General features: G+C 41.0%; 22 protein-coding genes. 16 read left to right on the top strand and 6 right to left on the bottom strand.

Going from position 1 to position 25,664, the window contains the following annotated elements:
• Window positions 1-416 precede the first annotated feature (416 nt).
• The 6 genes from ORJ01_RS09300 to ORJ01_RS09275 all read left to right on the top strand — a co-directional run bounded on the left by ORJ01_RS09300 (window position 417) and on the right by ORJ01_RS09275 (window position 8,058).
• Window positions 417-1,232: a hypothetical protein gene (locus tag ORJ01_RS09300; protein ID WP_306177780.1), complete on the top strand. Its 816-nt coding sequence runs from the start codon at window positions 417-419 to the stop codon at window positions 1,230-1,232.
• 686 nt (window positions 1,233-1,918) lie between these two features.
• Window positions 1,919-3,028, top strand: coding sequence for a hypothetical protein (locus ORJ01_RS09295; RefSeq protein ID WP_306177779.1), 1,110 nt, complete (start codon window positions 1,919-1,921; stop codon window positions 3,026-3,028).
• Window positions 3,013-4,056: a DUF262 domain-containing protein gene (locus ORJ01_RS09290; RefSeq protein ID WP_306177778.1), complete on the top strand. Its 1,044-nt coding sequence runs from the start codon at window positions 3,013-3,015 to the stop codon at window positions 4,054-4,056. The genes ORJ01_RS09295 and ORJ01_RS09290 overlap by 16 nt, the downstream gene beginning before the upstream one ends.
• Before the next feature lie 179 nt (window positions 4,057-4,235).
• Window positions 4,236-5,420, top strand: coding sequence for an HNH endonuclease (locus ORJ01_RS09285; protein ID WP_306177777.1), 1,185 nt, complete (start codon window positions 4,236-4,238; stop codon window positions 5,418-5,420).
• A gap of 857 nt (window positions 5,421-6,277) precedes the next feature.
• Window positions 6,278-7,279 (top strand): hypothetical protein, encoded by a 1,002-nt coding sequence (locus tag ORJ01_RS09280; protein WP_306177776.1) that lies wholly within the window; start codon window positions 6,278-6,280, stop codon window positions 7,277-7,279.
• 125 nt (window positions 7,280-7,404) lie between these two features.
• Window positions 7,405-8,058 (top strand): hypothetical protein, encoded by a 654-nt coding sequence (locus tag ORJ01_RS09275; protein ID WP_306177775.1) that lies wholly within the window; start codon window positions 7,405-7,407, stop codon window positions 8,056-8,058.
• A 293-nt stretch (window positions 8,059-8,351) separates the two neighbouring features.
• Here the strand turns inward: ORJ01_RS09275 and ORJ01_RS09270 are convergent, their stop codons facing one another.
• Both ORJ01_RS09270 and ORJ01_RS09265 read right to left on the bottom strand, forming a co-directional pair.
• Complete coding sequence (locus tag ORJ01_RS09270; protein WP_306177774.1) at window positions 8,352-10,220, bottom strand: hypothetical protein; 1,869 nt, start codon at window positions 10,218-10,220, stop codon at window positions 8,352-8,354.
• Window positions 10,221-10,594: 374 nt separating this feature from the next.
• Entirely contained in the window at window positions 10,595-11,872 is a 1,278-nt protein-coding gene (locus tag ORJ01_RS09265) for a tyrosine-type recombinase/integrase (RefSeq protein WP_306177773.1), read from the bottom strand.
• A gap of 670 nt (window positions 11,873-12,542) precedes the next feature.
• On the opposite strand from ORJ01_RS09265, the gene ORJ01_RS09260 reads away from it, so the two are divergent.
• On the top strand, window positions 12,543-13,151 hold the full coding sequence (locus ORJ01_RS09260; RefSeq protein WP_306177772.1) for a hypothetical protein: 609 nt from the start codon (window positions 12,543-12,545) through the stop codon (window positions 13,149-13,151).
• Window positions 13,152-13,692: 541 nt separating this feature from the next.
• Here the strand turns inward: ORJ01_RS09260 and ORJ01_RS09255 are convergent.
• The 3 genes from ORJ01_RS09255 to cadR are packed head-to-tail and all read right to left on the bottom strand — an operon-like array spanning window position 13,693 to window position 15,374.
• A complete protein-coding gene (locus tag ORJ01_RS09255) occupies window positions 13,693-14,019 on the bottom strand; it encodes a YnfA family protein (RefSeq protein WP_008224334.1) in 327 nt (108 codons plus the stop codon).
• Window position 14,020: 1 nt separating this feature from the next.
• A complete protein-coding gene (locus ORJ01_RS09250) occupies window positions 14,021-14,929 on the bottom strand; it encodes a cation diffusion facilitator family transporter (RefSeq protein ID WP_132581479.1) in 909 nt (302 codons plus the stop codon).
• A 31-nt stretch (window positions 14,930-14,960) separates the two neighbouring features.
• Window positions 14,961-15,374, bottom strand: a complete 414-nt coding sequence (cadR, locus tag ORJ01_RS09245) for a Cd(II)/Pb(II)-responsive transcriptional regulator (RefSeq protein WP_008224336.1) — start codon at window positions 15,372-15,374, stop codon at window positions 14,961-14,963.
• Between the two features lie 73 nt (window positions 15,375-15,447).
• Between cadR and ORJ01_RS09240 the strand changes: the two genes are divergently transcribed.
• From ORJ01_RS09240 to ORJ01_RS09220, 5 genes are all read left to right on the top strand, one after another.
• On the top strand, window positions 15,448-16,353 hold the full coding sequence (locus ORJ01_RS09240) for a cation transporter (protein WP_011918388.1): 906 nt from the start codon (window positions 15,448-15,450) through the stop codon (window positions 16,351-16,353).
• A gap of 53 nt (window positions 16,354-16,406) precedes the next feature.
• Window positions 16,407-16,772, top strand: coding sequence for a cobalt transporter (locus ORJ01_RS09235; RefSeq protein WP_306177771.1), 366 nt, complete (start codon window positions 16,407-16,409; stop codon window positions 16,770-16,772).
• Between the two features lie 50 nt (window positions 16,773-16,822).
• Window positions 16,823-18,067, top strand: a complete 1,245-nt coding sequence (locus ORJ01_RS09230) for a TolC family protein (RefSeq protein ID WP_305976153.1) — start codon at window positions 16,823-16,825, stop codon at window positions 18,065-18,067.
• Between the two features lie 78 nt (window positions 18,068-18,145).
• Window positions 18,146-19,192: an efflux RND transporter periplasmic adaptor subunit gene (locus ORJ01_RS09225; protein ID WP_014611698.1), complete on the top strand. Its 1,047-nt coding sequence runs from the start codon at window positions 18,146-18,148 to the stop codon at window positions 19,190-19,192.
• A 9-nt stretch (window positions 19,193-19,201) separates the two neighbouring features.
• A complete protein-coding gene (locus ORJ01_RS09220) occupies window positions 19,202-22,324 on the top strand; it encodes an efflux RND transporter permease subunit (RefSeq protein WP_305976155.1) in 3,123 nt (1,040 codons plus the stop codon).
• 74 nt (window positions 22,325-22,398) lie between these two features.
• On the opposite strand, the gene ORJ01_RS09215 is transcribed toward ORJ01_RS09220, so the two are convergent.
• Complete coding sequence (locus ORJ01_RS09215; RefSeq protein WP_008985542.1) at window positions 22,399-22,809, bottom strand: DUF3703 domain-containing protein; 411 nt, start codon at window positions 22,807-22,809, stop codon at window positions 22,399-22,401.
• 403 nt (window positions 22,810-23,212) lie between these two features.
• On the opposite strand from ORJ01_RS09215, the gene ORJ01_RS09210 reads away from it, so the two are divergent.
• The 4 genes from ORJ01_RS09210 (at window position 23,213) to ORJ01_RS09195 (ending at window position 25,621) form a co-directional block, all read left to right on the top strand.
• Complete coding sequence (locus tag ORJ01_RS09210) at window positions 23,213-24,403, top strand: site-specific integrase (RefSeq protein ID WP_306177770.1); 1,191 nt, start codon at window positions 23,213-23,215, stop codon at window positions 24,401-24,403.
• An 86-nt stretch (window positions 24,404-24,489) separates the two neighbouring features.
• Window positions 24,490-24,834, top strand: a complete 345-nt coding sequence (locus tag ORJ01_RS09205; RefSeq protein ID WP_306177769.1) for a hypothetical protein — start codon at window positions 24,490-24,492, stop codon at window positions 24,832-24,834.
• Entirely contained in the window at window positions 24,831-25,139 is a 309-nt protein-coding gene (locus ORJ01_RS09200) for a YkvA family protein (RefSeq protein ID WP_306177768.1), read from the top strand. The genes ORJ01_RS09205 and ORJ01_RS09200 overlap by 4 nt, the downstream gene beginning before the upstream one ends.
• Before the next feature lie 11 nt (window positions 25,140-25,150).
• On the top strand, window positions 25,151-25,621 hold the full coding sequence (locus ORJ01_RS09195) for a hypothetical protein (protein WP_306177767.1): 471 nt from the start codon (window positions 25,151-25,153) through the stop codon (window positions 25,619-25,621).
• Window positions 25,622-25,664 lie beyond the last annotated feature (43 nt).

The following is a 25,664-nucleotide window of genomic DNA, read 5'->3' as shown; positions in this document are numbered from 1 at the left end:
CACATGAGAAGTTTGCGGAATTTCAAAACAAGCAGTTAGCCACAAAAAAAGTATTTCTTTATCACAATAGCGGTTCTCTCTATGGAGTATTGTTTACTAGTGTTCCAGCGTGTTTTTGGGTAAGACTTTTAAAACGTTTTTGTATGGCTCTAAAATGTTTAGAAATAGTTTCATGGCGATGAAAAGTGCTTGTGTAGTAAAGTTAACAAGGGTTCTAGCGGTTTTGATGATGAAGTTACTTAGATAAAAGATGCAGTTGAGCACAGGTTTTAGGGGGTGTAAGTGTATTTGTTATTTTTCTTATTGATTTTAAATGGACACAGGAGGATATTTTTTTAGATCAACACAACGATTTTTTTTGTTGACTTATTTTCATTTTTGTGATTTGCATTTTCATGACAATAAAGAAGGTTATTATGAATAACACGATTAATAAGGTTCGTAGACCTCATCGTTCTAATAAGATGGGTACTAAAGAAAATCCGATAATACTCGTGCCTGAGAGTGCACACAGGCCGAAGCTGCTTAAACATCTTTTACCAGACTTTATTCCCAGAAAGCCTACAGATGAAAAGAAAGCCGATAAGACACCTGATGGTTTTAGGACGAATAATGGAGGTATAGACCTTAATAAATGGGGAAGTAGTGAGCGTAACTACTATCTAGAAAATGTCATCAACAACAAGTTTTTAAGCCATCTGGAAACGAAGTTAGCACTTAAGCTTTACAGCATTTTTACTCATAAAGATGAGTTTTACTTTCCTGGTTATATATTCGTCGTCCGTGATACGCCTGATTACAGTGTTTTCAGCAGACGTTTCGATGATTATATTTGTGTACTCAACTACCATAAAACAGAGGAGTTCCATTACCCTTTCGAAGGGTTCTATGATTTGTATGAGGATCTAGAATGGCTATTTGTTGAGGACTACCACAAAGAGCTTTCCAATGCTTTAGATAGTTTACATGACTTTGGATACATTACAGTAACAGATATAGTCGAAGACAACTTAGATTCAAATCGCCACCCGAAAACTAGTGCAATACCCAAAATTGATACTAAAGTGGTTAAGAGAAAACCAAGACTTAAGCATATCAGGATAGGTCGATGGATGGTTCATACACCTGTTTGGTCTAAGTTGTTACTGCAAGTACCGTCAGAACCCTCAATACCACAGAAACCAAAATCAGCTAAAAAAGCTGAAGAGGCGGCAGACATTGTTAAGTCTTAGAACATTTAAGACTTGTAGCTGTTACTAGGTGGGTAGTGGTTTAGCAATAGTAGTAGTGATCAATATCTGCACTGCCAAAACCTCTGAAACCATTTATGGTTAAGGTGGTTAATATTGATCGTATTTTAATAGTATTAGGGTAGCAGTGAGGTATGGTTGAGTATCTTTAGCTACTAAGCTACTAAGCTACTAAGCTACTAAGCTACTAAGCTACTAAGCTACTAAGCTACTAAGCTACTAAGCTACTAAGTATAGGTCTATGCTGATCGTAGAGTAGTCTTCTACCACTTGTGATTGTGATTCTATTGCTATAAGAAAGTATGGCTTCGCCATACATACTGCACTTCGTGCAGGTATCTATTGGATCTGATTGTGGTGGTGTATTACTAATATTTCACTGCTAATACCCTCATAACTATTACTATATACAACGATATAAGAAAGCATTGTATTATTACATATAGTTATATAGCTGTTTCTAATGCTATTAGGTACAGGTAATAGCAGTTTTGACAGTGATTTTCAGTAAAACGGGTTGATTTTGCATTTTGTTCGCATGGGTTTTGACTGTTTTGACAGTGATTTTTAACAGTAACAGTGTAAAACCAACATTATCTTAGTCTAGGTTTCAGATGTTTTGACAGTGCATTCTGATGTAACGCATACTATTTATTGCAGTAGTTTCAGTGCAGATTGCGGTCGCTGATAATCTTGCAATAGCCTCTTACCGAAACTTGGAGAATCATCTTTTGGGAAAAAAACTATTTATAGTCTTAGGTAATGGATTCACTGTTGATTTTCTGAATCATATAAAAAGAAAAGAAGATATTGATGTTATAAATTTATTTAGGCGAGGAGCAGAAGTTCCTTGGCCAACGACTCGTATGCCTGGTTTTCTATCTTTCAAACATTGCCCTCATCTATGGAATCTTGGTGCAAGACCTAATATGGATGCTGATAGCGCAATGCAGTTAATTGAAGACATAATTACATGTGTTAATGTTTACGCCTCAAAAGAGAAACGTAATCCAGTAGGGAGTGACTATAGACCTAATGATATTTATATATATGCTTATAAAGAATTACTGCAGTATCTAAAGCATTTATTCATATTTTATAATAAAAAAATTGAAGAAATCCCTGATTCAGTTGAGGATTGGCCTTGGTTTCAGTTTCTAAAATACGCGAACGATAGTGAATTTTACAGCGAGATAGTTATCGTTACTTATAACTATGACATTTGGCTTGAGCGTATTTTTCAAAAATTTAATATACCTTTTAATGTCGGAAAGATAGGTATAAGTAATCCTGATGTCAAAATAAATATCTTAAAGCCACATGGCTCAATAAGCTTTACACATCATAAAAAAATGGATAAAGATTCGTACTTTATTAAGTTAGATAATGAGCTCCTAGATGGTTCTGCAGAAGATTTTACTGTTAGCTATAACAATTTAGATGACAATTTTCTAGTGAGTGCATTAATCCCTCCGGCTGGAGAATCATCTAGGTTTAACCATACTTGGGCCGCTCAAATAAGAGAGTTTGCAAAGGAAAAAGCAACTTACTTAGGTTCAGAGGATGAAATGATAATCTGCGGACTTTCATATTGGCATGTAGACAGAGCGGAGCTTGACGAGCTAATTGTAAGCAGCGATCCGCTTTTAAACGTCACCATGATAAATCCTAATCCTAAGCGCACTATAAACGCAGTATTAACCAGCATATTTAGCAATTTTGTAGCATATTCTGGCTCTGATACCTTGAAGGAGAAAATTACATGTCAAGCATCCTGACTCGTGAATCAAACACCATTACAGTCGCAAACTTTTGGGAAAATTATCTTCTTGAAAAGTACAATTTTGATCCTGCATATCAGCGCAAAAGTGTCTGGAGTGATGAGAAACAATCATTTTTTATAGATAGCATACTGAAAAATTTTCCAATGCCACCAATATTTCTTCATCAAAAGATTGACGACGCTACGGGTAAAACGAAATATGACATTATCGATGGAAAGCAGAGGTTAATTTCTCTGGTACGTTTCTTAAATAATGAAATTCCTGCATCCGATGAATTTGAAAATAGCCCTTTCTATGATGAGAACATTGCGGGTATTTATTTTAGTGGATTAGATGAGAAAGGCCTAACAGAATATAAAAAGAAGTTTTGGAGATATGTTATACCGATAGAGTATATCGATACATCTGACAGAATTGTTATTGACAATATCTTCGATAGATTGAACCGCAACGGTGAGCCACTTAATGGTCAAGAGTTAAGGAAGTCTATTTATCATGGAACAGATTTGCTATTACTAGTAGAAAGAATTGCAGATGCTCCAAATTGGAAAGATTGGCTTAAAAAAACTGATGTTGCAAGAATGGAACATTATGAGTTTGTTTCAGAAATATTATTCCAGTTAATTGAAAACAATCCGCTTCATGCGAATCAACAAGAACTCGATCGCTTATATGAGAAATATTCAAGAGAAAGTATTGATTGGGGTGAATTGGAATCTAAATTTGAGAATGTAACACGTTATATTGCATCTTTAGAACTCGATTTTGAAAGTTATCGTATAGGTGGTGTTTCGCACCTTTATGGGATTTGGTGCTTTGCAAATAAATGTGTTAACGAAAATATTCCTGTTGACTCAATCAAGCAAAGATTGATTGCTTTTTACGATGAACTACGTTCTAACGATACAAGAGATAGTAATGTGGATATGTATAAAAAGAGTATGTCGTCCAGAACCAAAGACCAAGGACAAAGAAAGCGTAGATTTCAGGCGCTTTGTAATTATGTGATTTCATCGAGCTAAAAAACGTAATTATGCAGAAAAGATTTTAGAGTCTTTTCTGCATGGTCTTAGACTCTCGCTTCTGCCACCGATTAATGTTGCAGTGCCAGTGCAGCTTGCGGTCGCTGATTAGCTTGCGAAAGCAATGTGGCACTGGCCTGCTGCAAGAACTGTCAAAAATTCTTTTTTAAGGGAGAACGATGGCAAAACGTATTAATATAAATAGCAGAAGTTTTCGTTCCAGAGTAGAAGCTCATCAAAATAAAATCTTTAAAAGAAATAGGAGCTTTGATTCCAATCTTGAAATTTTGGAGCAAGATGAAAGCGGTCTGGTATTAGGTGTACAAAATGAATACACAACTATTCAATATAGCAAAGTTGAAAATGAACTTGATGAACTTGATGAACTTGATGAATTTGATACAGCGTATTTATTCGTTCTCGATCCAGAAGATATAAGTGAGTTAAGTTTTGATGAGATCGACTTAGTTTGGGAAAAAAGACATGATTTATGTGGTTCTGACAGAGCATTAGCTGAAATTATTGCGATAAAAGAAATCCTTTCTGGAATCGTAGATAGCTATCAAGGTTGGCAAAGTTATATTAACGCACCAGATGTACAAGAATGGAGAGATAAGAAAAGTTCAAGTCAGGATAGCGCTCTAATTGATGATGCAAATTTTTCAAACAAAACTAATTCTCAGACTGAAGAGGCTCGACTTCTCAAAAAGGATATTAATGGGTTGAGTATAGATGAATTGAAAAATGCGTGGAATAATCGAAAAAGTTCATTTGGAAGTATTGAAGCTGCGTGTGAAACATTGGCTTGTATAAGATTTCTGACTGGAATTGATCCTGTAAAGCAGGAAAAAGAAAATTACTTTCTATCTCATCCAGCAATTAAAGAATTACTAGATCTAGTAACATTTGAGAACGAACTGGGTATTGCTCATTCAGAATCAAAAGATACTGTCATTGCCACGAATGTTGAAAAAAAGTACGCACTAGTCAGAACTCAATTAAGAGTTGGACAGACCGACTTTAGAAGTGCATTAATTAGCAATTATAACGGTCAGTGCTGTATAACGAAGTGCTCTGAGCTGGCTGTTCTAGATGCTGCGCATATCAGGCCATATTCTGGGTACCACTCTAATACATTAGACAATGGGCTTCTATTAAGATCAGATATTCACAAACTATATGATCGATTTCTGTTAAGCATTGAACCTGAGTCCTTAACGGTTAAACTTTCTCCGACTGTAAAAGATAAACATTATTTAATCCTAGATGGTATACCTATAAACCTTGGGAACATTGCACCGTCTCAGACTTTTTTAGAAGAACATTATTCTACTTTCAAACGAATTTATGATAGGAAACGGTAGTCTTACAATTTCAGGAACGGTGTTTTCAGTTGTCATACCACACACCAATAACCAATATATGGTTAAGCTTAAGTAGTAAAAGTGGTAGTGCTGCGTTGCTCAGTTTATAGTTTGATAAATAGATTTAATTTATCTACATTTACGTTACGTAAAATTTAAAGTGAGTTTTAGTATGGAAACGCTAGAGGTCAATGAAGCTCAATTCAGGCAGCAGCTGTGGAGATGGAAATCAGTAGGACGAACTCTCTTAAACCTGCCAAAAATTGAAAAGCGCGACCACAAGTTAAGAATATCAGTCGTCAGCGTAGACAACATAACTTGCTACTCACTCAAGAAATCGTTCGATAGCTATCAGCAGCTATTAACCTGGTACGGTAGCATATTAGACGAATTAGAGTGATCAAGCGTCTTGAATTGTGTAATTAGTGTTAATTTTCACTAGACTAGTAACAAGCCCATCAGATTTGTCTAAGTTAGATACAAGAACAGTACTTTGTCTCTGATTTAGAGCAAAAGACGCACTTTAATAAACATTAAAGTGCAAAATTAGACTAGAAGCGATATTGATTAAAGTGTAACTAAAATGGGGAAATGCTATGACACTTGAGTTATCAATAAATCTGCATACAAAATTTGTTTCAATACAAAGGCATTGCAATTGAATTTAATAAGTAAAGTTCAAACTTAGGTGATTTAGTCATTTCTAAGAAAAACTTTTAATGTTTATCCTCAGGTAACAGTATTAACAAGTAACGTATGAGTTGGTCGAAATTTGCAGAGTCTATGGAAGAGCTACGCAAAACATTTGTGTAGAATAAAATTCCCCAAGAATTACTAAAGGCCTTTTGCGTATATATATGAATAAAAACTTAGCAACTCTTCCATTAGACATACAAGAGTCTCAGCTTGAAGCAAGAAAAAATTTAGAGTTTTTTCAAGACGGTTATGTTGATGGGTATAACTTTGCGTATTGGTTAGGGCAGTCGTTGTGGCTAGATGGCTTTGAAAATATTTATGGTTATCAGTTTATTGAACTCTTAAATTCATTTGCAACAGATGAAGAATTTAAAACAGGTAAAGTAAAAAAAGTGAATGTTTCTGGAACGAATAAAAGAACACAAGAAATTTATTCAGAAGGACAAACAATGCTTTTTCATTGCACATACTTCTTAAAGATTCATGAAATCGTTAGTGCGATTGGCGACGAAATTCTTAATATTCCTAAAAATGACATTACTCTTTATTCTTGGTGGATGAAGCGAGAATACATCTATACTTATACATACTTAGACTCTTTTTTCAAATCTTTCACAAAGCTACTTAACACGTTACCAAATTTTAAGTCCAATATCATGAATCTCCACATATCAATGAATTTTTCAAAAGAAAATTTATTGGCATTCGAAGCGATATCAAAAAAAGAAACTCGTTTCCAAGAAATACTTGATCGTATAAATAAAGCAATCTTAAATGGTTTTTATTTAGAAGCTATTGCCTTGCAGGAAAGTTGCATTTCAGATCGTCTATCACTAGCTCTATATATGAAAGGTAAAAAAGCAGGAACAAAAAGCTTATCCAAATTAATTGAGTTATGTGATAGTTTCGTTTCTTGTGATTTGTTGAAACAGATCAATTCATGGCGTCGTGACAGAAATAAATCCATTCATAATCTAGTACGTTCATCACCATTAGAAGAACAAAAAGAATTATTTGAATTAGACAAATTTACGTCTGTCACCGCTGAAAAGGGAATGGCATTAACACTTAATGTAAACAATTGGTTTGAGACTTTTATTAATGCGGAGATGAATCCATACTATTTTAGAATCCCTGAAGATACTAAGATTCTTAATGGATAAGAGTGATATTAGCTAAAAGACAACAATTGTTAAAAAACCAACTTAGTTACAGCTGTTTTGTTATTAAATCAAAAGACGCACTCTAATAGATATTAAAGTGCAAAAAAACAACTTTCGGGGTTAGCATGAAGAAAGTCAAAACGATTCAGCGTTTTTTAAAAAAGGAATACGGGCCAAAGAAGCTATCTCTTCCAAAATCACTTGAATTTCTTTCTGATGTTAACTTTCATGCAATCATTGAAGATGAAAGCTCTGGAAGAGTAATACGTACAATCGAAATAAAACCAACCACATTAAAACGACTAGTAGAAGACCTTAATAACTGCTTAGATTACTTAATAGAAAGTGATGATTTAATAAAAAAATCACGGTCTGAGAATAGAAGACTGAAAAGTGAGAATAAAAAACTTAGAGAAAATATTGAGCGTTATAGAGCTTTAGAGCAAGATTTATCAAACGCTAAGGAGCGAAATAAACAGTTAGCAATAGAATTGCAATCAAAAGAATTAGTCGCTTCACAAGTCGAGGCTTTAGAGAAAGAGAGAGAAGACTTGTTATGTTTAATTGAAAATAAAAACATTGAAATTAAAAATCTAAGTGAAGAACTTACATGCTCTTTTGATGAAGACTTAGAAATTAAAAATATTGAATTACAAGCAAGGATTGACTCTTTAGAGAAGATAATAGACGATTTTGAGATTTTTAGTCTGAGGAAAAATAAAAATGCTTTTTTTGGAAGTGATATGAAAATAGTCAATCCTAAGCCGTATAGAGGTTAATTATTAATAAAATAACAACTGGTTTTTATTTCGTACGGAGGTTCTGCTGTATTTAGAAATGCCTTACTGATTAAATAAAAAATGCACTAGCTATTTAAATTTAATTTTAATTTTCTTCAGGCCATAATTTTGTATACATTGGAGTAAGCAGTAGCGGAAGCATAAAAAGACTTGGAGCAAAAATTAATATCAAAATAACACCATGTACCGCTACGTAAAGCCTCATATGAAGAGGTATTCTGTCAGACCAACTTTGGGTTGATCTGCAATGTTCACAAACCTATTTTCTTAAGCTATTTGAAAGGGACATCTAAAAAACTATAACTTATCCTCTTATACCCCAAATTAATGAAAACTAAGCTTTCTTTACTGCTATTAGCAAGATTATAAATTCTTTGAAAAATACCAGGTACATTATCTATTGGAGTTGGAGGGCTGTGGTCAATCTCATAATAATCATCCGGCCAGTATCCTTCCTTAGCAGCTTGGTAGGCATTTATATAGTAACCTGTTTTAAAAGGACTAAAAGTGGCTATTACAGTATCAAATCTACTTTTAAACATTTTACTATAGTGCATTATTTGAACTGCGTGACTAGGGTTAATTTCAAAAAAGTATTTTTTGCAAAATTTATCTATGGAATATTTCAAACCAGATTCACTAGATGCAAGGTAATCTAAAAGTGAGCATTTAAAATTTTCAAGATCAAACTCGAATTCTGATTCTGTTAAGTTGTAAGTTTCAATGATGCTGCTGACTAACTTGCTGACTTCATCAAGGAAAGATTCTACAGACTCTAATTTTTTAAAGTCTGTAATTATAGAGTCAGTGATTAATTTAATAACTGCGAGTTTTCCTAAACTTAAATCAAAACGGTCGCAAGTTATTTTTTCATTTTTTTTAACACTATCTGATAAAGATATAGAAAAATTAATTTTACTTTTCGTATCTAAGTTATAATAACAGCGTTGGCTCAATACTTCATAAATGCTATATATATAATTCCAGTCAAAATCCATGATTGGAAATAGAAGTACTGATTCAATTATCTGAGTTCCAACATCTTTCGAACGCTGAAAGTGGTTGACTGCTCTAATTCCTTGGTTTTTTAAGATGTAATATGCGCTATCAGCTTTTGATCTTGAATCGAATGCAATACCTACAGTCTTACTATCCGCTAATGATTTTTTTATAATGTCGAATAATGAATTTGAAAAGGAATGTATCTCAGTGATATTTAATTTTAATTCTTTTTGTGTCTCAGAGTAAAATTCACTTTTATTTTCTGAAAATACATCAAGACGATTGTTTATTAAAAAATCTATGAGCTTAGCAATAGAAGAGTTTTTTTTACAGGTAACGTCGTGGCTATCCTCAACACTCCATAGTCTTATCAGTATTCTGTAATTTCTAGCATGTTGATTTTCACCATGCCATTTATCACCGTAAAACTGAGTATTGCAGGTTTCAAAACAGCAAGCCTTTAAAGCATAAAGTTCAAGTTGACTAAAGTCCTGAAAGTTATAGATTATTAAGTTTTTAATTTTTTTATCTTTTGATTTTATAATGTCAACTAGCACATCGTTATAGTCTACCAGTGATAGTGTTTCTTTCTTTTCTTTAAACTTTATGCCAATATAAATAGCTGCAATTTTAAATGCTAAACTTAAGTCACGGATTGGGTTTAATACCTCTGGGATTACTTTTTCAAAAACTGGTGAAATTTTCGAGTGTAAAAAGTACGTGTTTTTTGTACTTTTAAGCTCATCGTAAACATCAGCCGGTTTTAAAGTCTCATTTTCATCCATTATCTTTAGTAATTCATGAATGTCTTTATTAAAAGTATCGTGCTTACAGGCTTCTCTTTGGCATTCTTCATATAAAGTTTTAGCTATGTTTTCAGTGATAAAATATTTTTTTTCATACTTTGAGTTAGATCTAAATTCTGACTTAAAAAAATTTCTAACAGTCATTAATTGAAAATCTAATTCTCTTTTATTATCAATTAATTCGTTTAACTTAATCATAGATTCATAAGAATCCATTATTATATAAGACTTGTTGAAGTCTGACGGAGTGGTACTAAAAATACTCTTGCAGTTTCTTGCTAATATATTTAATTTTCCAAAACCCTTGGGGCCATTTATTAAAACAGATTTCATATTTTCCTTAACAAAAATTATCTATATATTACTTATGATTAGTTTTATTTAGGTATCCACAGAAATTCATAATTCAAATTAAAATCTAGGTGATGGGAAGACATCTGTAGAGACAGCATGAGATAACTTTCCCTCAAAATTTATCCCTCTGAGTATCGCCACGAATGTTAATACTATGCTCGCTGTTCCACTCCGATTTTTTACTTCAAAAACTATGCTTAAAGCGCGATTTCGGTTTTTATACATATGCGGTAACCGCTTTGACAAAAGATGCTCGCTCTAAGGTCACCATACCATATTATTGAGTGTAGATAATATGAGGGAGCAATTTGTAGGCTTCCCTCAAAAAATATTCTTTCCTAAATACATTATTATTAAATGCAACCTTTACGTTTATAGCTCTTTTCCCATTGAATGAACCGATCTTTCCAGAGCTTTGTTATCGACTCTTTCTGCTCCCACTTTTTCTCGATTTCCTTTTTATCCGGTATCACCACACCTGATAGTTGCTGACTAAACATCCGAGGTATCACATGGCTGTAGTGGCGTTCGATCATTTCAATACTTGTGCCGCACTGACGTGCAAGCACGTCAATTGTGACTTTTTGAGCTACTAATTCCCACGTTATAAACGAATGACGCAGTGAATAGAGTGTTCTTTTGCCGTGTGGTGATTCATCAAGGCCAAGTTCTTTAAGTGCAGCATTAAAGGTACGGCTAATTTCTTTGGTTTCTGAACCGTCTGGTAATCTAAACAGAAGATCTTTTGCCTGACGGTTTGGAAATCGCTCTGTCATTCGCCAGATTGTACGTTGTAAACTGCGTTTGCATACGACTTCACGAGTACCAGTATGCAGTGTCGTTTTACCCTTACGAACACTTATATAAAAGGTTGCCTGATCCTCATGGCGCTCAATATGAAGATCACCCCATGTTAGGTTGTCTAGCTCAGTACCTGGTCGCATACCAGTATTAATCACAAATTCCGCGTAGTCTTGCGTCAATTCGCGGATCTGCTTTGTTACTTCTTTCCGGCTGTTTTCTTCCATTTCAAACAACTTTTCAAGAATGCGTTCATATTCCGCAGGTGTAAAAGCTGCTCGACGAACCATATTTGCGCCATCTGCTGCAAGTACTGGTATTTGTGAGGCCAGCATCCACTTATTTTCAACAGCTTCTTTGAATACCAGTTGCAGTGCTGCGTTATGAGTTAGCAGGGTAGATCGAGCAGGCTTTCGTTTCATCTTTTCTTCACGCCACTTATCGAAGGCTCTAAGTGCGTCAACGTCTATGCTGGTGATGAAAGTCCGGTCGAAGAATGGGATATGGTATCTGTTTAAGCAGCCTATATAGTCTTCATAAATGACTTTACCCGCACCACGTTCCATATCGTGTTTCATGGTGGCAATGGCTTTTTCAGCAACATCCCTGAAGCGTTTACTGGTAGTCAGTGTATTAGTTTCGAACCTAATCTGATGTTCAACGAATATGCGATGAGCTTTGGCTATTGCCTTATCTTTGTCCTCTTCTTTAGTGGCTTTGCAATACCATTTACCATCGATTACGAATCGAGCGTACCAGCGTTTACTGTTATTCTGAAGGAAGATGTATAAGCCTGTGGTAACATCATGACGTTCAAGTTGTACGCTCATAACCACTCTCCATACTGTTGATTTGAGTCTTTGGCAGTTGGAAATAGGCTTAGAGAGCCACAGTTATAGAGTGCAAAAGGTGCTGTTTTTATGAGCAAAACTTGCTCTTTTGGCTGACGTTTAAGCATGATAGCAGTCCGAAGTTCTTGCAAAGAATTTGCAAAGTTTCTAAAAATGAGTGTAACTCATTGTTTTGTTGACTGCTATTCTAATTGTAGTCTGTTCAAAATCCGCCGGGGGAAACTCCGTGTCGGTTCGAGTCCGACCCTAGGCACCAATACTATCCAACGCTTTAAACTTCATAAAAACCACTTAAAACCTAGCAAAATCAACAAACTAATGTACTTTTAATTTGGTTTTACTTATTTGAATTGACCATTTAACAGTCTAAATTTCAGACTTCATTCTGTTGCAAATATGTTGCCCCGGTCCATCCCCGGTCCGCCATGTGTAATTTATGTGTAGTCAGAAGCTCGCTTTTGACTTTCACCGATCAATATTACGAAGCTTTTTGTTGTCAGCAGAACCGGAGTTTTTCCGGTACCGGACCTGGACCATCTGCGCGGCAATTTGGTTATCGAGGATATTTCGCCACCAAAATATCGATTTTTTATCGAACAGTCTTATAGCGCACCGGAAGGTCTGGTTGCACAGAACATGAGACTATTTTATGAAAAGCATTTTTATCGCTAACAGCAAAGGGGGCTGTGGTTCAACGTCACTTTCCTACTTGATGTCTGCTTATTACAACCTCGACTGCATCACTAACACACCACCGATGATGGACTTTCGCAGTCAAACTGTCTTTTCTAGCTCGGCCAGTCGTATACCCAAAAATCTGCTGAAAAGTGAAAACGCCATTTATGATTTGCGAGGCTCTGACGTTCAGTTACAGTCTCTTCTCAATGATTTGGCTTCGGTGGTATCGCATTTTATCATTCCAACAGCGACTGATGCTGTAAGCCTTTCACACACGGTCAATTTAGCGAACCATGCTCAGGCACTCGGATTACCAGTATCGATTGTCATCAACAACTATCGTACAGAAAAGAATCTGAGTACTGCCCATATTTCGCTCCGAGATCTGTTACCACAAACATCAATATTCTCTCTGAGATACACAACGTTGTTTGGCAGGCTCACTTACGATGGCCGTGCTTGGCTTGAAAAGGTGCATCACAGCAAAGGTGAGGGACGTCTGTTGAATACTTTGGATCAAATACACGAAATGTTTGACCAGATCCTGAATTTTACTGAGGCTAGCCAAGATGCCAAATGATGCAGTCGGATATAAATCTCGCAAGCCAGGCCGACCAAAATCTGATCAAATAAAAGTACGGCAGTACTTTTACCTAACAGAGTCTGAGTTGTGTTTGTTGCAAGCAGTGGCAAGAGCTCGGCAGCTTAGTGTGAGCGCAATAGTAAGGGCTGTTCTGATTTCACAAATACTTTGATTGAAAAATCCAAATTGATGACTGTTATATGCTCATATCTGAACTGGCCGGTTAGCTGGATTATTCCAGCATAATCTTAAAGTCAGATATGAGCGATTAGCGGACATTAACGTCAATAAAATGAAATCATACTTATTTTGCACTTTAAAAGTGATTAAAGTGCAGATTTTTAACTGAATCAGTGACAAAGCACATACCTTGTCACCAACAAAGATAAATTATTGCTATCACCACCTCAGATAAAGCTTACATTTAACAAACAATTTATTCTGAAAATTTCTTAATTGCTGCTCAAAAGACCATTGATATAAATGACAAAAGTACCCAAGTCTTTCTTCTAGTAATACCGTGCTCAAAACAAATTGTTTATCTCGGCGCAAACATTATCACTGCCATGCCTGCGAGCATTAGCCCGACGCCAGCCAGATCCCAGCGGTGTGGTTGAATGCCATCTACTCCCCACAACCAGACTATTGCTATTGTCACGTATACTCCGCCATAAGCCGCGTAAACACGTCCAGCAGCCGTTGGGTGAAGCGTTAACAACCAGGCAAATAATGCCAGACTGATTGCAGCAGGTAACAGCACCCAGGCTGAAGCTCCTTTTTTCAGCCACAAGTAAGGCAAATAGCAACCGACAATTTCTGCTATTGCAGTAATGATAAATAAACCTAACGTTGTAATGACGGTCACTTCACTGCACCTTATCCGGGACTTCATCCCGACAATGTTCTTGTGTTAACTCCAGTTCTATCGTGGTATGTGCTAAATCAAACTGCTCCAATGCGTTAGCAATACGCAGCTTAATATCGGCATAATGGTTTGCAGTAAATGCCTTGCTGGCATTGGTTACCACATGTGCGGTGAGTACATGATGTTCACCATCAAGCGACCAGAGATGCAGGTGATGAATGCTGTCTAACTCATCAATCTTCAGCAAAGTATCTTGGATTTCATTTTGCAATTTGCTGTCTGGCGCGGCTTGCAGAAATAAACGCGCAGTTGTGCTGAGGTTTCGTAAAACATTAACCAAAATAAATAAGGTGAAACCAATAGAAAGCAAAGGGTCAAGGATAGGCCAATCCACAAATTGCAACACAATAGCCACAACCAAAACTGCAACCCACCCAAGAACGTCTTCAAGCAAATGCCAATTCAGCACTTTTTCATTCAGTGTATTTCCTTTACTCAAGCGGTAAGCGGCAAAGCCATTGACTGCAACACCCAGCACAGCTAAAGCCAGCATTCCCTCTGTCACTGGCATTACCGGGTTAGCCAGCCGCGGTATTGCCTCAGTCAGTACCCAAACCGATCCGGCAATCAATACCAAGCCGTTAATTAAGGCGCCAAACAATGACAATCTGCGGTAGCCGTAAGTAAATTGTCGGTTTGCAGACTTTCGGCCAAGCCGGTTCAACAGCCATGCACTGCCAATAGATAAGCTATCACCCAGGTCATGCACTGCATCTGCCATAATTGCTGTGCTGTTGGTTAACCAACCGCCGATAAACTCAATTATGGTGAAACCCACATTAAGAAAAAAAGCCATAGCGATCCGGTTGTCGCTGTCGTCTTTGATATGTGAATGGTTGTGCTGGTGCATTAAGACTCACCTATTTATTGCTGATAACAACTTAGTTGGTTTGACTAACGGCTTCATTCAGTTGTTTTAAAATACCACAGTGCTCTACCGTGCGCTTCGAGTTGCAGCTAAGACGTAAAGCCTTTAGTTGTTTATTAAGCTGCGTTAAATCCGCTATGCGACGTTCTACCTGTTCGATATGCTGTTCAATCATCTGATTGACATCATCACACTGCGACATTGGCGAGTCATTCAAACTCAGTAACTGACGAATTTCTGCCAAACTCAGATCTAAACTCCGGCAGTGTTTAATAAATAGCAGTCGCTCGATGTCGGCCTGATCATAGAGACGAAAATTGCCATCACTACGTATTTTCGCCGAAAGAAGCTGCTCCTTGTCATAGTGACGGATAGTTTGAACAGAACAGCCGGAGATTTTTGCCAGCTCACCAATTTTTATTATCATGCTGCGGCCTATTGACTCTATAGTTACTATAGACTTTAAACTATGTTCCATAACAACCCAAGGTTTATCGGTTATGAATCCAAAATGCTGTTCCAATGATAAGTGTAGCGAAACGGGCAACAGTGAAAATAGCGCCGTTGATGCACCTGATAAGCATGCAAAATATGCCTACCTTAGTGAATTTAGGGTGCCTAAAATGGACTGCCCTGCCGAAGAGCGTTTGATCCGTATGGCGCTGGAAACAGTTGAGCCTGGTGTTCTGTTACAGTTTGATATCCCACAACGGCAGGTTCGCGTTTTTCACACAGTTAATGCCAATGAAATTACACCAAAAATGCACAGCTTAGGGCTGGGCGCATCGCTGACAAAGACCGGGCCGGTGAAACACGAAGAGGTAACGCAGGCCAGACAATCCACAGCATCAGGTTCGCAGCGTGAGGGGTTAATTTTAAAGTGGTTGCTGGGCATTAACGCGGTGATGTTTGCAGTAGAGTTTGTGACCGGTTGGCTGGCCCAATCAACCGGGTTAATAGCTGACTCTCTGGATATGTTTGCCGATGCAGCGGTATACGGGGTTGCGCTATACGCAGTCGGGCGTAGTAGCAAGGTTCAATTAAACGCCGCACAGCTTGCCGGCTGGCTGCAATTGGCTTTAGCCTTAGGGGTGATCAGTGAGGTGATACGGCGCTACCTGTTTGGTAGCGAGCCTGTGTCGACGTTGATGTTAATTATGGGCGCTATTGCTTTGGTTGCTAATGTGATCTGTCTTTCGTTAATTCATCAACAAAAAGAAAGCGGCGCGCATATGAAAGCCAGTTGGATTTTTTCTGCAAATGACGTTATCGCAAATGCAGGGGTGATTTTGGCCGGATTATTAGTCACCTGGACCGGGTCACGCTATCCGGATCTGGTAATAGGGTTCATCATTGGATTAGTTGTACTCAATGGTGCGCGCAGGATTTTACAGCTAAAAGCGTAGCTTGTTGTTAAGTCGCAATAGCGCTACCATAGCGCTAACTTACTGAGGGATTTATGTTAGGTCGTACATCAGGCTTATTATTACTGTTGCTGACTATGCTGAATCATGCCGTGATGGCCTGTGATGCGTTAGTTATGCATTTGCCCGATCATGCCCATACCTACACTGACCTGCAACATGAACACTGCCACTCAGATACCCTTTTCGACGTAAGCAGTGAGCAAGTCACTGCACATAACGTTGAACATAACTCTGAGCATGATACCGACGAACACAGTAATCATGCTCATGTCAACTGCTATATCGCTTTTTTTCAGGGCATGGAGGTGCTTAACTTCCGTGACAGCGTTATAGCCGCTACCCAACCAGGGTTAAACCTCATTAGCTATCGCCCACCGGTGCCGCCGCCAAATATCTGATCCTGCTTGTTTATCCTTTTTATTAACGATTAACTTTCAGGAGCATACCCATGCGTATGACACTAATGCTGCCAGCAATACTGGCGGCGGTATTTTGCGCGCTTCCGCTATGTGCCGAGCCGCAAGCACTGACATTACAACAGGCAATAGATAAAACACTGCAACACAACCCGCAGCTGCATCAGTTTAAATTTACCCAACAGCGACTGCTGGCAGAGCGTGATGTGCAAAGCCTTAAACCCGGTTATCAACTCGGTGTAGAGCTTGAGAACGTTGCGGGCACCGGAGAGGCCAGAGGGCTGGCCGGTGCTGAGCTGACAGTCGCCTTATCTTCCGTGATAGAGCTGGATAACAAAGCTCAGTGGCGCGCTGCGGTAGTAGACGCCAGGCTCAATACTCTTGATTGGCAGCAACAAGCGCAAACCCTCGATGTGCTGGCCGAACTTACCCGCAATTATATTAATCTATTGGCCAGCCAGCAGGAATTGACACTGACAGAAGAGGCAGTAGAGCTCTCAGAAGCCCTGCTGCAAAGCGCAGAAAAACGTGCCGCCAGCGGTGCCTTGTCAGATGCTGAAATCATGCGGGCAAAGGCGCAACTGGCTCAGGTTCAGATCGGGCGGGACGCCCTGTTGCAGCGCATTGAGCGGCAAAAAATAGCCATAGCACGTTTTTGGGGTGATACCAGCGCCAACTTTAACGTTGTGGCAGGTAATTTGTTTGCTTTTGGTCAAAGCCGCCCTTTTGCCGAGCTGTATCAGCGGCTGCAACAATCGCCGGCGTTAACCATTTTTGCCTCTGAACGTCGGTTAAAAGACGCTGAAGTGCGACTGGCGCAAAGCCAAAACCGCGCAGATCTGAGTTGGCAAGTAGGGGTAAGACGCTATCAGGCCAGTGACGATACAGGCCTTACCTTTGGTATCTCAGTGCCATTATTTGCTGAACGTCGCAATAGTGCAGCCATCGAAGCTGCGCTGGCAGAGCGAAACAATGTCGAGTATCGGCAGCAGGATAGCTTACTGATCCTGCATGAACGCTTGTTTGATGCCTACTCGCAACGGCAGCAATTCATTACCAGTCACCAACAGTTGGCGCAGTACGTGATCCCCAACCTGGAACAAGCGCTGGATCTTACGCGTGATGCATACCAGCGCGGGCGCTCAAATTATCAAGATTGGCTTAATGCCCAGCAAGAATTGTTGCAGGCAAAAAGACAAATACTGGAAACCGCCACTGCGGTGCTATTGAGCCAGGCGACGATTGAACAGCTTACCGCCGAGCCGGTAACGCAGTAACTGACAAGATTATTGCCCCGGTGCCGCACTTCATTAACTGTGCGACGTGGCAAACAGAATATACAGGAAGATAGCATTATGAAGTCACATCTAACACTGGCAATGTTTATTGCAGCCTGGCTGATGCCGATGCAAGTAATGGCTGCCAATGAGCAAGAACATGCGCATGTCCATGCCAAAGAGCAAGCGGTAAAACCGCAATCTGACGCTAAGAAAAATGAAGAGCACGAAAAACACGGCGAGAACGAAGAACATGAAGAACATGAAGAACACAATGAGCATGAAGGGCACGACGAAAACGACGAGCATGAACACAATGAAACCCTAAGCAGCCGCATTAGTGATGATATGGCTACGGCGGTAAATATTGTCACTGATCGTGCTGACAGCCAGTTATTACGCCAACATCAGGTGGTTTATGGCAAGCTTAGTGCTGATCCAAACCGCATAAGCCATGTTAATGCCCGTTTTCCCGGTCTTCTTACCTCGGTGAAATTCTCACTGGGTGACAGCGTAAAAGCAGGCGATGTGCTGGCCGTTGTCGAGTCAAATGAGAGCTTAAATACCTATGCCATTAAAGCACCAATTGACGGCGTTGTTATTCAGCGCAGCGCCAATGTTGGTGAAATCGCACAGCAGCAGACGCTGTTCAGCATTGCTGATTTTGGCAGCCTGTGGGCCGATTTTCGCGTGTACCCATCACAACAAGTTGCTGTCGCGACAGGACAAACAGTGGTCATTATGGCCGCTGACACTGAGATTAACGGCGTAATTGCGCATATCATTCCGTCATTAACCCAGCCCTATCAACTGGCCAGAGTTAAGCTGGATAACCGTGACGGTAAACTGTCGTCCGGGCAATTAATCGAGGGTGCTGTAATAAGCGGTGAATTCAACGTTGAGCTTGCCGTTAAAAAGTCGGCCATTCAAATACTGGACAATAAAAGCGGAGTCTTCGTAAAAAACAATAGCGAATATGCCTTTACCCCATTACAGCTTGGCCGTAGCGACATGGATTATGTCGAAGTGATTGCCGGTTTAAAGCCCGGCCAGTGGTATGTCACGACAAATAGCTATCTGTTAAAAGCGGATATTGAGAAATCTGAAGCCGAGCACGCGCATTAAGGGGGCACTATGATTGAATCCATGTTGCGCCTGGCTATTGCGAGGCGGTATCTATTTTTAACGCTGACACTGTTGATTATTGCCATTGGTAGCTGGAGCTACCAACAGTTACCGATTGATGCAGTGCCGGATATTACTAACGTTCAGGTACAAATAAACACCGCAGCACCGGGTTATTCGCCACTTGAGGCCGAGCAGCGTATTACCTATCCGGTAGAAACTGCCCTGTATGGCTTACCCAATTTAAGTTATACCCGTTCTTTGTCTCGTTATGGCTTGTCACAGGTAACGGTGGTATTTGAAGAAGGCACGGACATCTACTTTGCCCGCAATCTAATCAACACCCGGTTGGGCGCTATCAAGGATATGTTGCCTGAGGGCATAGAGCCTGAAATGGGCCCTATTTCAACCGGGCTTGGTGAAATCTTTATGTATACCGTGCAGGCCAAACCGGGTGCACTGCAACAAAATGGTTCACCTTACGATGCCATGGCACTGCGGGAAATTCAGGACTGGATAATAAAACCTCAGCTGGCACAAGTTAAAGGTGTGGTGGAAGTAAACAGTATTGGCGGCTATAACAAGCAATACCATGTGTTACCCGACCCACTGAAACTGCTTAATTATGGCCTGAGTATTAAGGATATTGAGCTGGCCCTGCAAGCCAACAATGACAACAGAGGCGCTGGTTATATTGAACGTGAAGGCATGCAACTGCTGGTACGCTCGCCCGGTCAGTTAACCTCACTGGATGACATTGCCAATGTCATTATTACGCAATACGACGCTATACCGGTAAAGCTGAGTGACGTTGCCGACGTTGCCATTGGCAAAGAGCTGCGAACCGGTGCGGCAACTCAGGATGGCAAAGAAGCGGTGCTGGGTACAGCCATGATGTTAATTGGTGAAAACTCACGCACAGTGGCACGGGATGTGGCGCAAAAGCTGGAGCAGAGCAAAAGCTCTCTGCCAGAGGGTGTTATTGCTGAAGCAGTATATGACCGCACCACCTTAGTGGATAAAGCCATTGCAACCGTCAGTAAAAACCTGCTGGAAGGCGCATTATTGGTGATCGTAGTGTTGTTTATCCTGCTGGGTAACCTGCGGGCAGCGTTAATCACTGCGGCAGTGATCCCGCTATCAATGCTGATGACCATTACCGGCATGGTACAAGCCGGCGTTTCTGCCAACCTGATGAGCCTGGGTGCGCTGGATTTTGGCTTAATTGTTGATGGCACGGTGATTATTGTCGAAAATGCGGTTCGCCGCCTGGCACAGGCACAACACAACGGCAGTATCCAACCGCTGAGAGAGCGCTTAAATACAGTGTATCTGGCAACAGCAGAGGTTATCCGGCCCAGTTTGTTCGGTGTGGCCATCATTACCATAGTGTATATCCCTATTTTTTCGCTGACCGGTGTCGAAGGTAAAATGTTTCATCCTATGGCAGCGACTGTCGTTATTGCGCTGTTATCCGCCATGGTGTTGTCACTGACGATTGTACCAGCCGCTGTGGCGGTGTTCTTAAATGGTAAAATCAGTGAAAAAGAAAGTGCGGTTATCAGAAGCGCTAAAACCTTGTACGCACCGCTATTAGCGCTGGCACTGAAATGGCGCGCTCTGGTCATCGGTTTGGCCAGTGCTCTGGTTGGTGTGTGTCTGTGGCTGGCCACCACCCTGGGATCGGAGTTTGTGCCTCAGCTTGATGAGGGCGATATCGCTTTACATGCCATGCGTATTCCGGGCACCGGCTTAGAACAAGCCGTTGCAATGCAGGAAATTCTGGAGCAGAAGATCAAAACCTTTGCTGAGGTTGATAAAGTGTTTGCCAGAATTGGTACGGCAGAAGTGGCGACCGATCCGATGCCACCCAATGTGGCTGACAACTTTGTGATATTAAAACCGCGCAGTGAATGGCCCAATCCGGATAAAACCAAAGCCCAATTGGTCACTGAAATGGAAGCTGCTTTGGCGACATTGCCTGGCAATAACTATGAATTTACCCAACCTATTCAGATGCGTTTTAATGAACTGATTTCCGGTGTACGGGCAGATCTGGGTATTAAGGTATTTGGTGATGATTTAGATCAGCTGGTTACAAGCGCTAATCAAATTCTGCAAGCGGTCAACAAGGTGCAAGGTGCTGCGGATACTAAAGTCGAACAAGTCACTGGTTTGCCAACCTTGTCGGTGATCCCCAATCGAACCGCGCTTGCCCGTTACGGCTTAAATGTGGTTGAACTACAGGATTGGGTAGCAGCGGCAATTGGTGGTACGTCGGCCGGTATTCTGTATGAAGGTGACAGACGCTTTGAGCTGATAGTGCGCTTGCCGGAAACCCTGCGTCGCGATCTGGACAAACTGGCAGTGTTGCCGGTGCCATTGCCAAATGGGGACTTTGTGCCGTTGCAGGAAGTGGCTACCTTAGATTTATCGCCTGCGCCGGCACAAATTAGTCGTGAAAATGGCAAACGCCGGGTAGTGGTAACCGCGAATGTGCGTGGGCGAGACCTTGGCAGTTTTGTAGAAGAGGTAAAGGCCCAAATCAACCGCGACGTTGCATTACCAGCCGGTTACTGGCTGGATTATGGCGGTACTTTTGAGCAATTGGAGTCAGCAAGTCAGCGCCTTAGCATAGTGGTGCCTGTTACGTTGCTGCTGATTTTAGGTATTCTGGTGATGGCTTTTGCGTCATTAAAAGATGCGCTGATTATCTTCAGCGGTGTGCCGTTGGCGCTTACCGGTGGCGTGCTGGCGTTGTACTTGAGGGGGATGCCTTTATCAATCTCTGCCGGCATTGGCTTTATCGCCTTATCAGGTGTGGCGGTGCTGAACGGCCTGGTGATGCTGAGCTTTATTCGCGATCTCTGGCGTGAAAAAGGTGACTTGCTGCTTGCGATAACGGAAGGCGCGCTTACCCGGTTGCGCCCTGTGCTAATGACCGCTTTGGTCGCGAGCCTTGGCTTTGTACCGATGGCGATTAATATTGGCACCGGTGCTGAAGTGCAGCGTCCGCTGGCGACAGTGGTGATTGGCGGTATTATCTCGTCAACCTTACTGACCTTGCTGGTATTGCCAGTGCTATATCATTTGGTACACAAAAACGATAGCCGCAAACAGCAAACGGAATAATCATTAATCTGCTTCGCTGTAGCCCAATGCTCAGCGAAGCAGGCTTTCGAACGTTTTGGCAATAAGATGGGTGTTTATGCCAATACGATTAAAACGATAACCGCGTAAATAGTCAGGCGTATTAAGACGTCCCGCCAAATGGGGCTGTCAGCTAGCAAGGGTTGCAAGTCAGCTGGCAAGGGCACTGGCTTTAAAGCAGAGATATTCGCCCCACCAGGATTTCCCCTTGGAACCCAACCAAATATAAAACCCGGAACCGTTGCTATCAAACGGACGATCTGACCAATAACCTCGCGATTATCATTGCGTTTAAGCCCAATCCGCAACATCTGCCAGTGCGTCGCTATATGCGGTATAAAATATCTCTGCCCTAAAATATGCGCTCTTTCAAGAGACTTAAACGCATTGTCTAAATCATTGACTTGTTCAGCCTCCATGGCTGAGCGCATGCTGATTTGGTACTCATGTTTAATTTTTTTATTCATTTACTATCACTAAGATAATGAGTCTGCGAAAGAAAAGAGCAATCCTCGCTCGCTAAATAAGATACGCGAAGCATATCACTGATTATTAAATTAAAGCTTAACTTAAGTGTACTCTTTAGAGACTACATACATTAGATAATGATAAGACATAGATTCTATTCTGCACTTTAATGTGCATTAAAGTGCAGATCTTCAAATGGATCTGCCCCAAAGTGCATACCTTGTCACTGACATAGTTATTTTCGATACTGCTGTCACTATTTTAGTGAACATTAACAATATGTAAAACAACTTTGAATTGTGACTGATTAAACCAGTAATGTCAGCTTTTGGCACAAACCGGAAATTCAAATCACTCAAACATATATTAATCCACCTGATACTGTCACTGTGAGGTATTCAGATGGAGAAAAAATTCAAGTTCACCAACGAGCGTATTAAAGCGCTTCCCGCAAATCCGCCTAATGCAAAAGGTACTGACTTAGAAGTGTCAGATACTGAAGTCATTGGGCTTAAGTGCCTTTCTGGCAAATCTGGTAGTAAACGATGGTTGCTTCGGTACACGTCTCAGGCCGGTAGAAAAACGTCAATCGCGATTGGTCGCTTTCCGGATATAGATGTCACGCTTGCTCGCAAGATTGCCCGTAAGCATCTGCAACAGATCGCTGAAGGCCATGATCCAAAAGCTGAACGCGATGAGATTAAAAAGATACCGACTGTTAGTCAATTTTTCTGGGATATCTATCTTCCGCTAATAAAGGGAAAGAACAAATCCTGGAAATTGGATCAGCAGCGCTTTGAGTATTTCATAGGTCCGGCGTTTGGCGATATGCGTTTTGAAGAAGTGACTGCGGCTCAGGTGCAGCAATTTCAGTTGGGCTTAAAGTTACGAAAGCGACATGGTAAACCTTACACTCCTGCCACCTGCAATCGCATCTTAGCGTTGTTAAAAACGATTTGTGCACATGCAGTCAGGCTTGGTTTAGTGGAGGTGAACCAGCCAGCCAAAATCCAGTTGTTTCGGGAAAACAATGTCCGAACCCGGTTTCTGGACTTGGAAGAATCGCAGGCACTTATCAAAGTGGCGCGAAACTACAAGAAACAGACTGCCGGTGCCTTGGTTATCATGCTGCTATTAACAGGTTGCCGTTCGTCGGAGCTTCGTTTTGCAACTTATGACAATCTAGATCTGGACAAGCGGACCCTGATTATTCCGCCAGAGCAAACCAAGAACAAACGAGGCCGGGTGGTGTACCTGACTGACTTGGCCTTGGAAACATTAGCGTTGATGCCGAAGGTGCGAGGTAATCCCTATATTTTCCCCGGTGAAAAGAAAGGGCGACCGATTTGCGATATTCGCTTTTCGTTTCGAGCGATGTTGTTGCAAGCGGGAATTACTGATGTGGAGAACATCTGTATCCACACGCTTAGGCATACCACTGCGAGTAACATGGTGTCTGCTGGGTTTTCACTCAATGAAGTGAAAGCACAGCTTGCCCACCAGTCCATTCAAAGCTCAGAGCGTTACGCCAAACTGAGCCTACGTTCTATCCAGAATACCAGTCAGAAAGTCTCTGACTTGTTTCAAATCTAACCTTTAGCTGTAACCCAATAGCCCTAATCCGCTGAACAGTTTTGCTGTTCACGGATTGGGGCTTTTTCATTTATGGAGCAAGACCTATGCAATTGATTGAAGGTTGGCCAACGCCAGATAACGTGTCACTGCCGCATCATGTGTTTGCTGTGGTGAAACAAATCCTGATTGAGCCTTTTGGCGATGAAGACAATGCCATTGGCTTTTGGACTGAAGCAGGTTGCTTATTGGCCATCTGTGATGACCTACGAGAGCTTTCCGCAAAGCCAAAAGATGCCACTTATTACCGCGTAATGCAGGCGTTATCGGTGCCAGATGTTGTTGAAGATTTGCCTGACAGTTATGAGCTGTTGATGGCAATTACCACGGATAGCGGCGCAGGAACTTACCTCATCTTAACTCCGGATGCGCGGACAAGGGCGACGTTATGAGCGATGTTCCCCATGCCTCAATGCTGGCAAAACTCAAGGACATCAAAGGCCTGAAGCAATTGTTCATGGCTGCATTGCTGCTTTATGCACTGCTGCTTGATGCGGATTGCCCAGCTTGGGCCAAGACAGTTGTGGTCGCAGCGCTTCTTTACCTTCTAAACCCATTCGATGCCATGCCAGACCCAGTGATTTGGGCTGGCTACATCGATGATTTAGGCGTGTTGCTAAGTGCTATTGCCACATTAAGCAATGTGATTAAACCCCACCATCATGCATCTGCAAGTCAAATGCATAATGAAATCTGAAGGATACCAATATGAAACCCAAGACAACCAAAGCAGTGAAAGAACCTGTTGTAACTGAACAAGCGACTGAAACAACAAATCCTGATGCAGGTTACACCTTTTTAATTGATAAAGGTGTGGCCAGTAAGCTCAGTCCAAAATCCGCCGGAGCCGTATTCTTTCAACTGGCCGTGAAAGATGAAGACAACAGCTTATATCTCAGAATCAGTGGTAATGAAGGTGGTGGCCTGCACTCAAAAGAGTGGGTCAGTGTCACTGCCATCATTGATCTACTGAAACCACTGAAAGAGCAGAGCTTCAAAAGCAACGTGTTCAAAAAAGTGATGGTCGGTAAAAGCAGCAACAATGTGTCCTTCTTATCGGGCATTTTGCGAAGCGCGGATATCGGCCTTATCCAACCAAGCCCGGAAGGAACCTTCTTGCACCAACTTGCCGCTGATTTTGACCTGAAATGTAAAACCCTGTTGGCCCTCGCTGGCTAACTGATTAACCCCGCTCATACCGCTAAGGCTGCAACCCCGTAGC

Origin of the sequence: Alishewanella sp. SMS8 (assembly GCF_030737935.1) — a bacterium.
Lineage (GTDB): Bacteria > Pseudomonadota > Gammaproteobacteria > Enterobacterales > Alteromonadaceae > Alishewanella > Alishewanella maricola.
Note: the sequence above shows the minus strand (reverse complement) of the source record. Positions and strands in the feature narration are given on the sequence as shown.

Coding starts and splice junctions, on each gene's coding strand:
- ORJ01_RS09300 (WP_306177780.1), top strand. CDS start 417: ATGAATAACACGATTAATAAGGTTCGTAGACCTCATCGTTCTAATAAG.
- ORJ01_RS09290 (WP_306177778.1), top strand. CDS start 3,013: ATGTCAAGCATCCTGACTCGTGAATCAAACACCATTACAGTCGCAAAC.
- ORJ01_RS09285 (WP_306177777.1), top strand. CDS start 4,236: ATGGCAAAACGTATTAATATAAATAGCAGAAGTTTTCGTTCCAGAGTA.
- ORJ01_RS09280 (WP_306177776.1), top strand. CDS start 6,278: ATGAATAAAAACTTAGCAACTCTTCCATTAGACATACAAGAGTCTCAG.
- ORJ01_RS09275 (WP_306177775.1), top strand. CDS start 7,405: ATGAAGAAAGTCAAAACGATTCAGCGTTTTTTAAAAAAGGAATACGGG.
- ORJ01_RS09270 (WP_306177774.1), bottom strand. CDS start 10,220: ATGAAATCTGTTTTAATAAATGGCCCCAAGGGTTTTGGAAAATTAAAT.
- ORJ01_RS09265 (WP_306177773.1), bottom strand. CDS start 11,872: ATGAGCGTACAACTTGAACGTCATGATGTTACCACAGGCTTATACATC.
- ORJ01_RS09260 (WP_306177772.1), top strand. CDS start 12,543: ATGAAAAGCATTTTTATCGCTAACAGCAAAGGGGGCTGTGGTTCAACG.
- ORJ01_RS09250 (WP_132581479.1), bottom strand. CDS start 14,929: ATGCACCAGCACAACCATTCACATATCAAAGACGACAGCGACAACCGG.
- cadR (WP_008224336.1), bottom strand. CDS start 15,374: ATGATAATAAAAATTGGTGAGCTGGCAAAAATCTCCGGCTGTTCTGTT.
- ORJ01_RS09240 (WP_011918388.1), top strand. CDS start 15,448: ATGAATCCAAAATGCTGTTCCAATGATAAGTGTAGCGAAACGGGCAAC.
- ORJ01_RS09235 (WP_306177771.1), top strand. CDS start 16,407: ATGTTAGGTCGTACATCAGGCTTATTATTACTGTTGCTGACTATGCTG.
- ORJ01_RS09230 (WP_305976153.1), top strand. CDS start 16,823: ATGCGTATGACACTAATGCTGCCAGCAATACTGGCGGCGGTATTTTGC.
- ORJ01_RS09225 (WP_014611698.1), top strand. CDS start 18,146: ATGAAGTCACATCTAACACTGGCAATGTTTATTGCAGCCTGGCTGATG.
- ORJ01_RS09220 (WP_305976155.1), top strand. CDS start 19,202: ATGATTGAATCCATGTTGCGCCTGGCTATTGCGAGGCGGTATCTATTT.
- ORJ01_RS09215 (WP_008985542.1), bottom strand. CDS start 22,809: ATGAATAAAAAAATTAAACATGAGTACCAAATCAGCATGCGCTCAGCC.
- ORJ01_RS09210 (WP_306177770.1), top strand. CDS start 23,213: ATGGAGAAAAAATTCAAGTTCACCAACGAGCGTATTAAAGCGCTTCCC.
- ORJ01_RS09205 (WP_306177769.1), top strand. CDS start 24,490: ATGCAATTGATTGAAGGTTGGCCAACGCCAGATAACGTGTCACTGCCG.
- ORJ01_RS09200 (WP_306177768.1), top strand. CDS start 24,831: ATGAGCGATGTTCCCCATGCCTCAATGCTGGCAAAACTCAAGGACATC.
- ORJ01_RS09195 (WP_306177767.1), top strand. CDS start 25,151: ATGAAACCCAAGACAACCAAAGCAGTGAAAGAACCTGTTGTAACTGAA.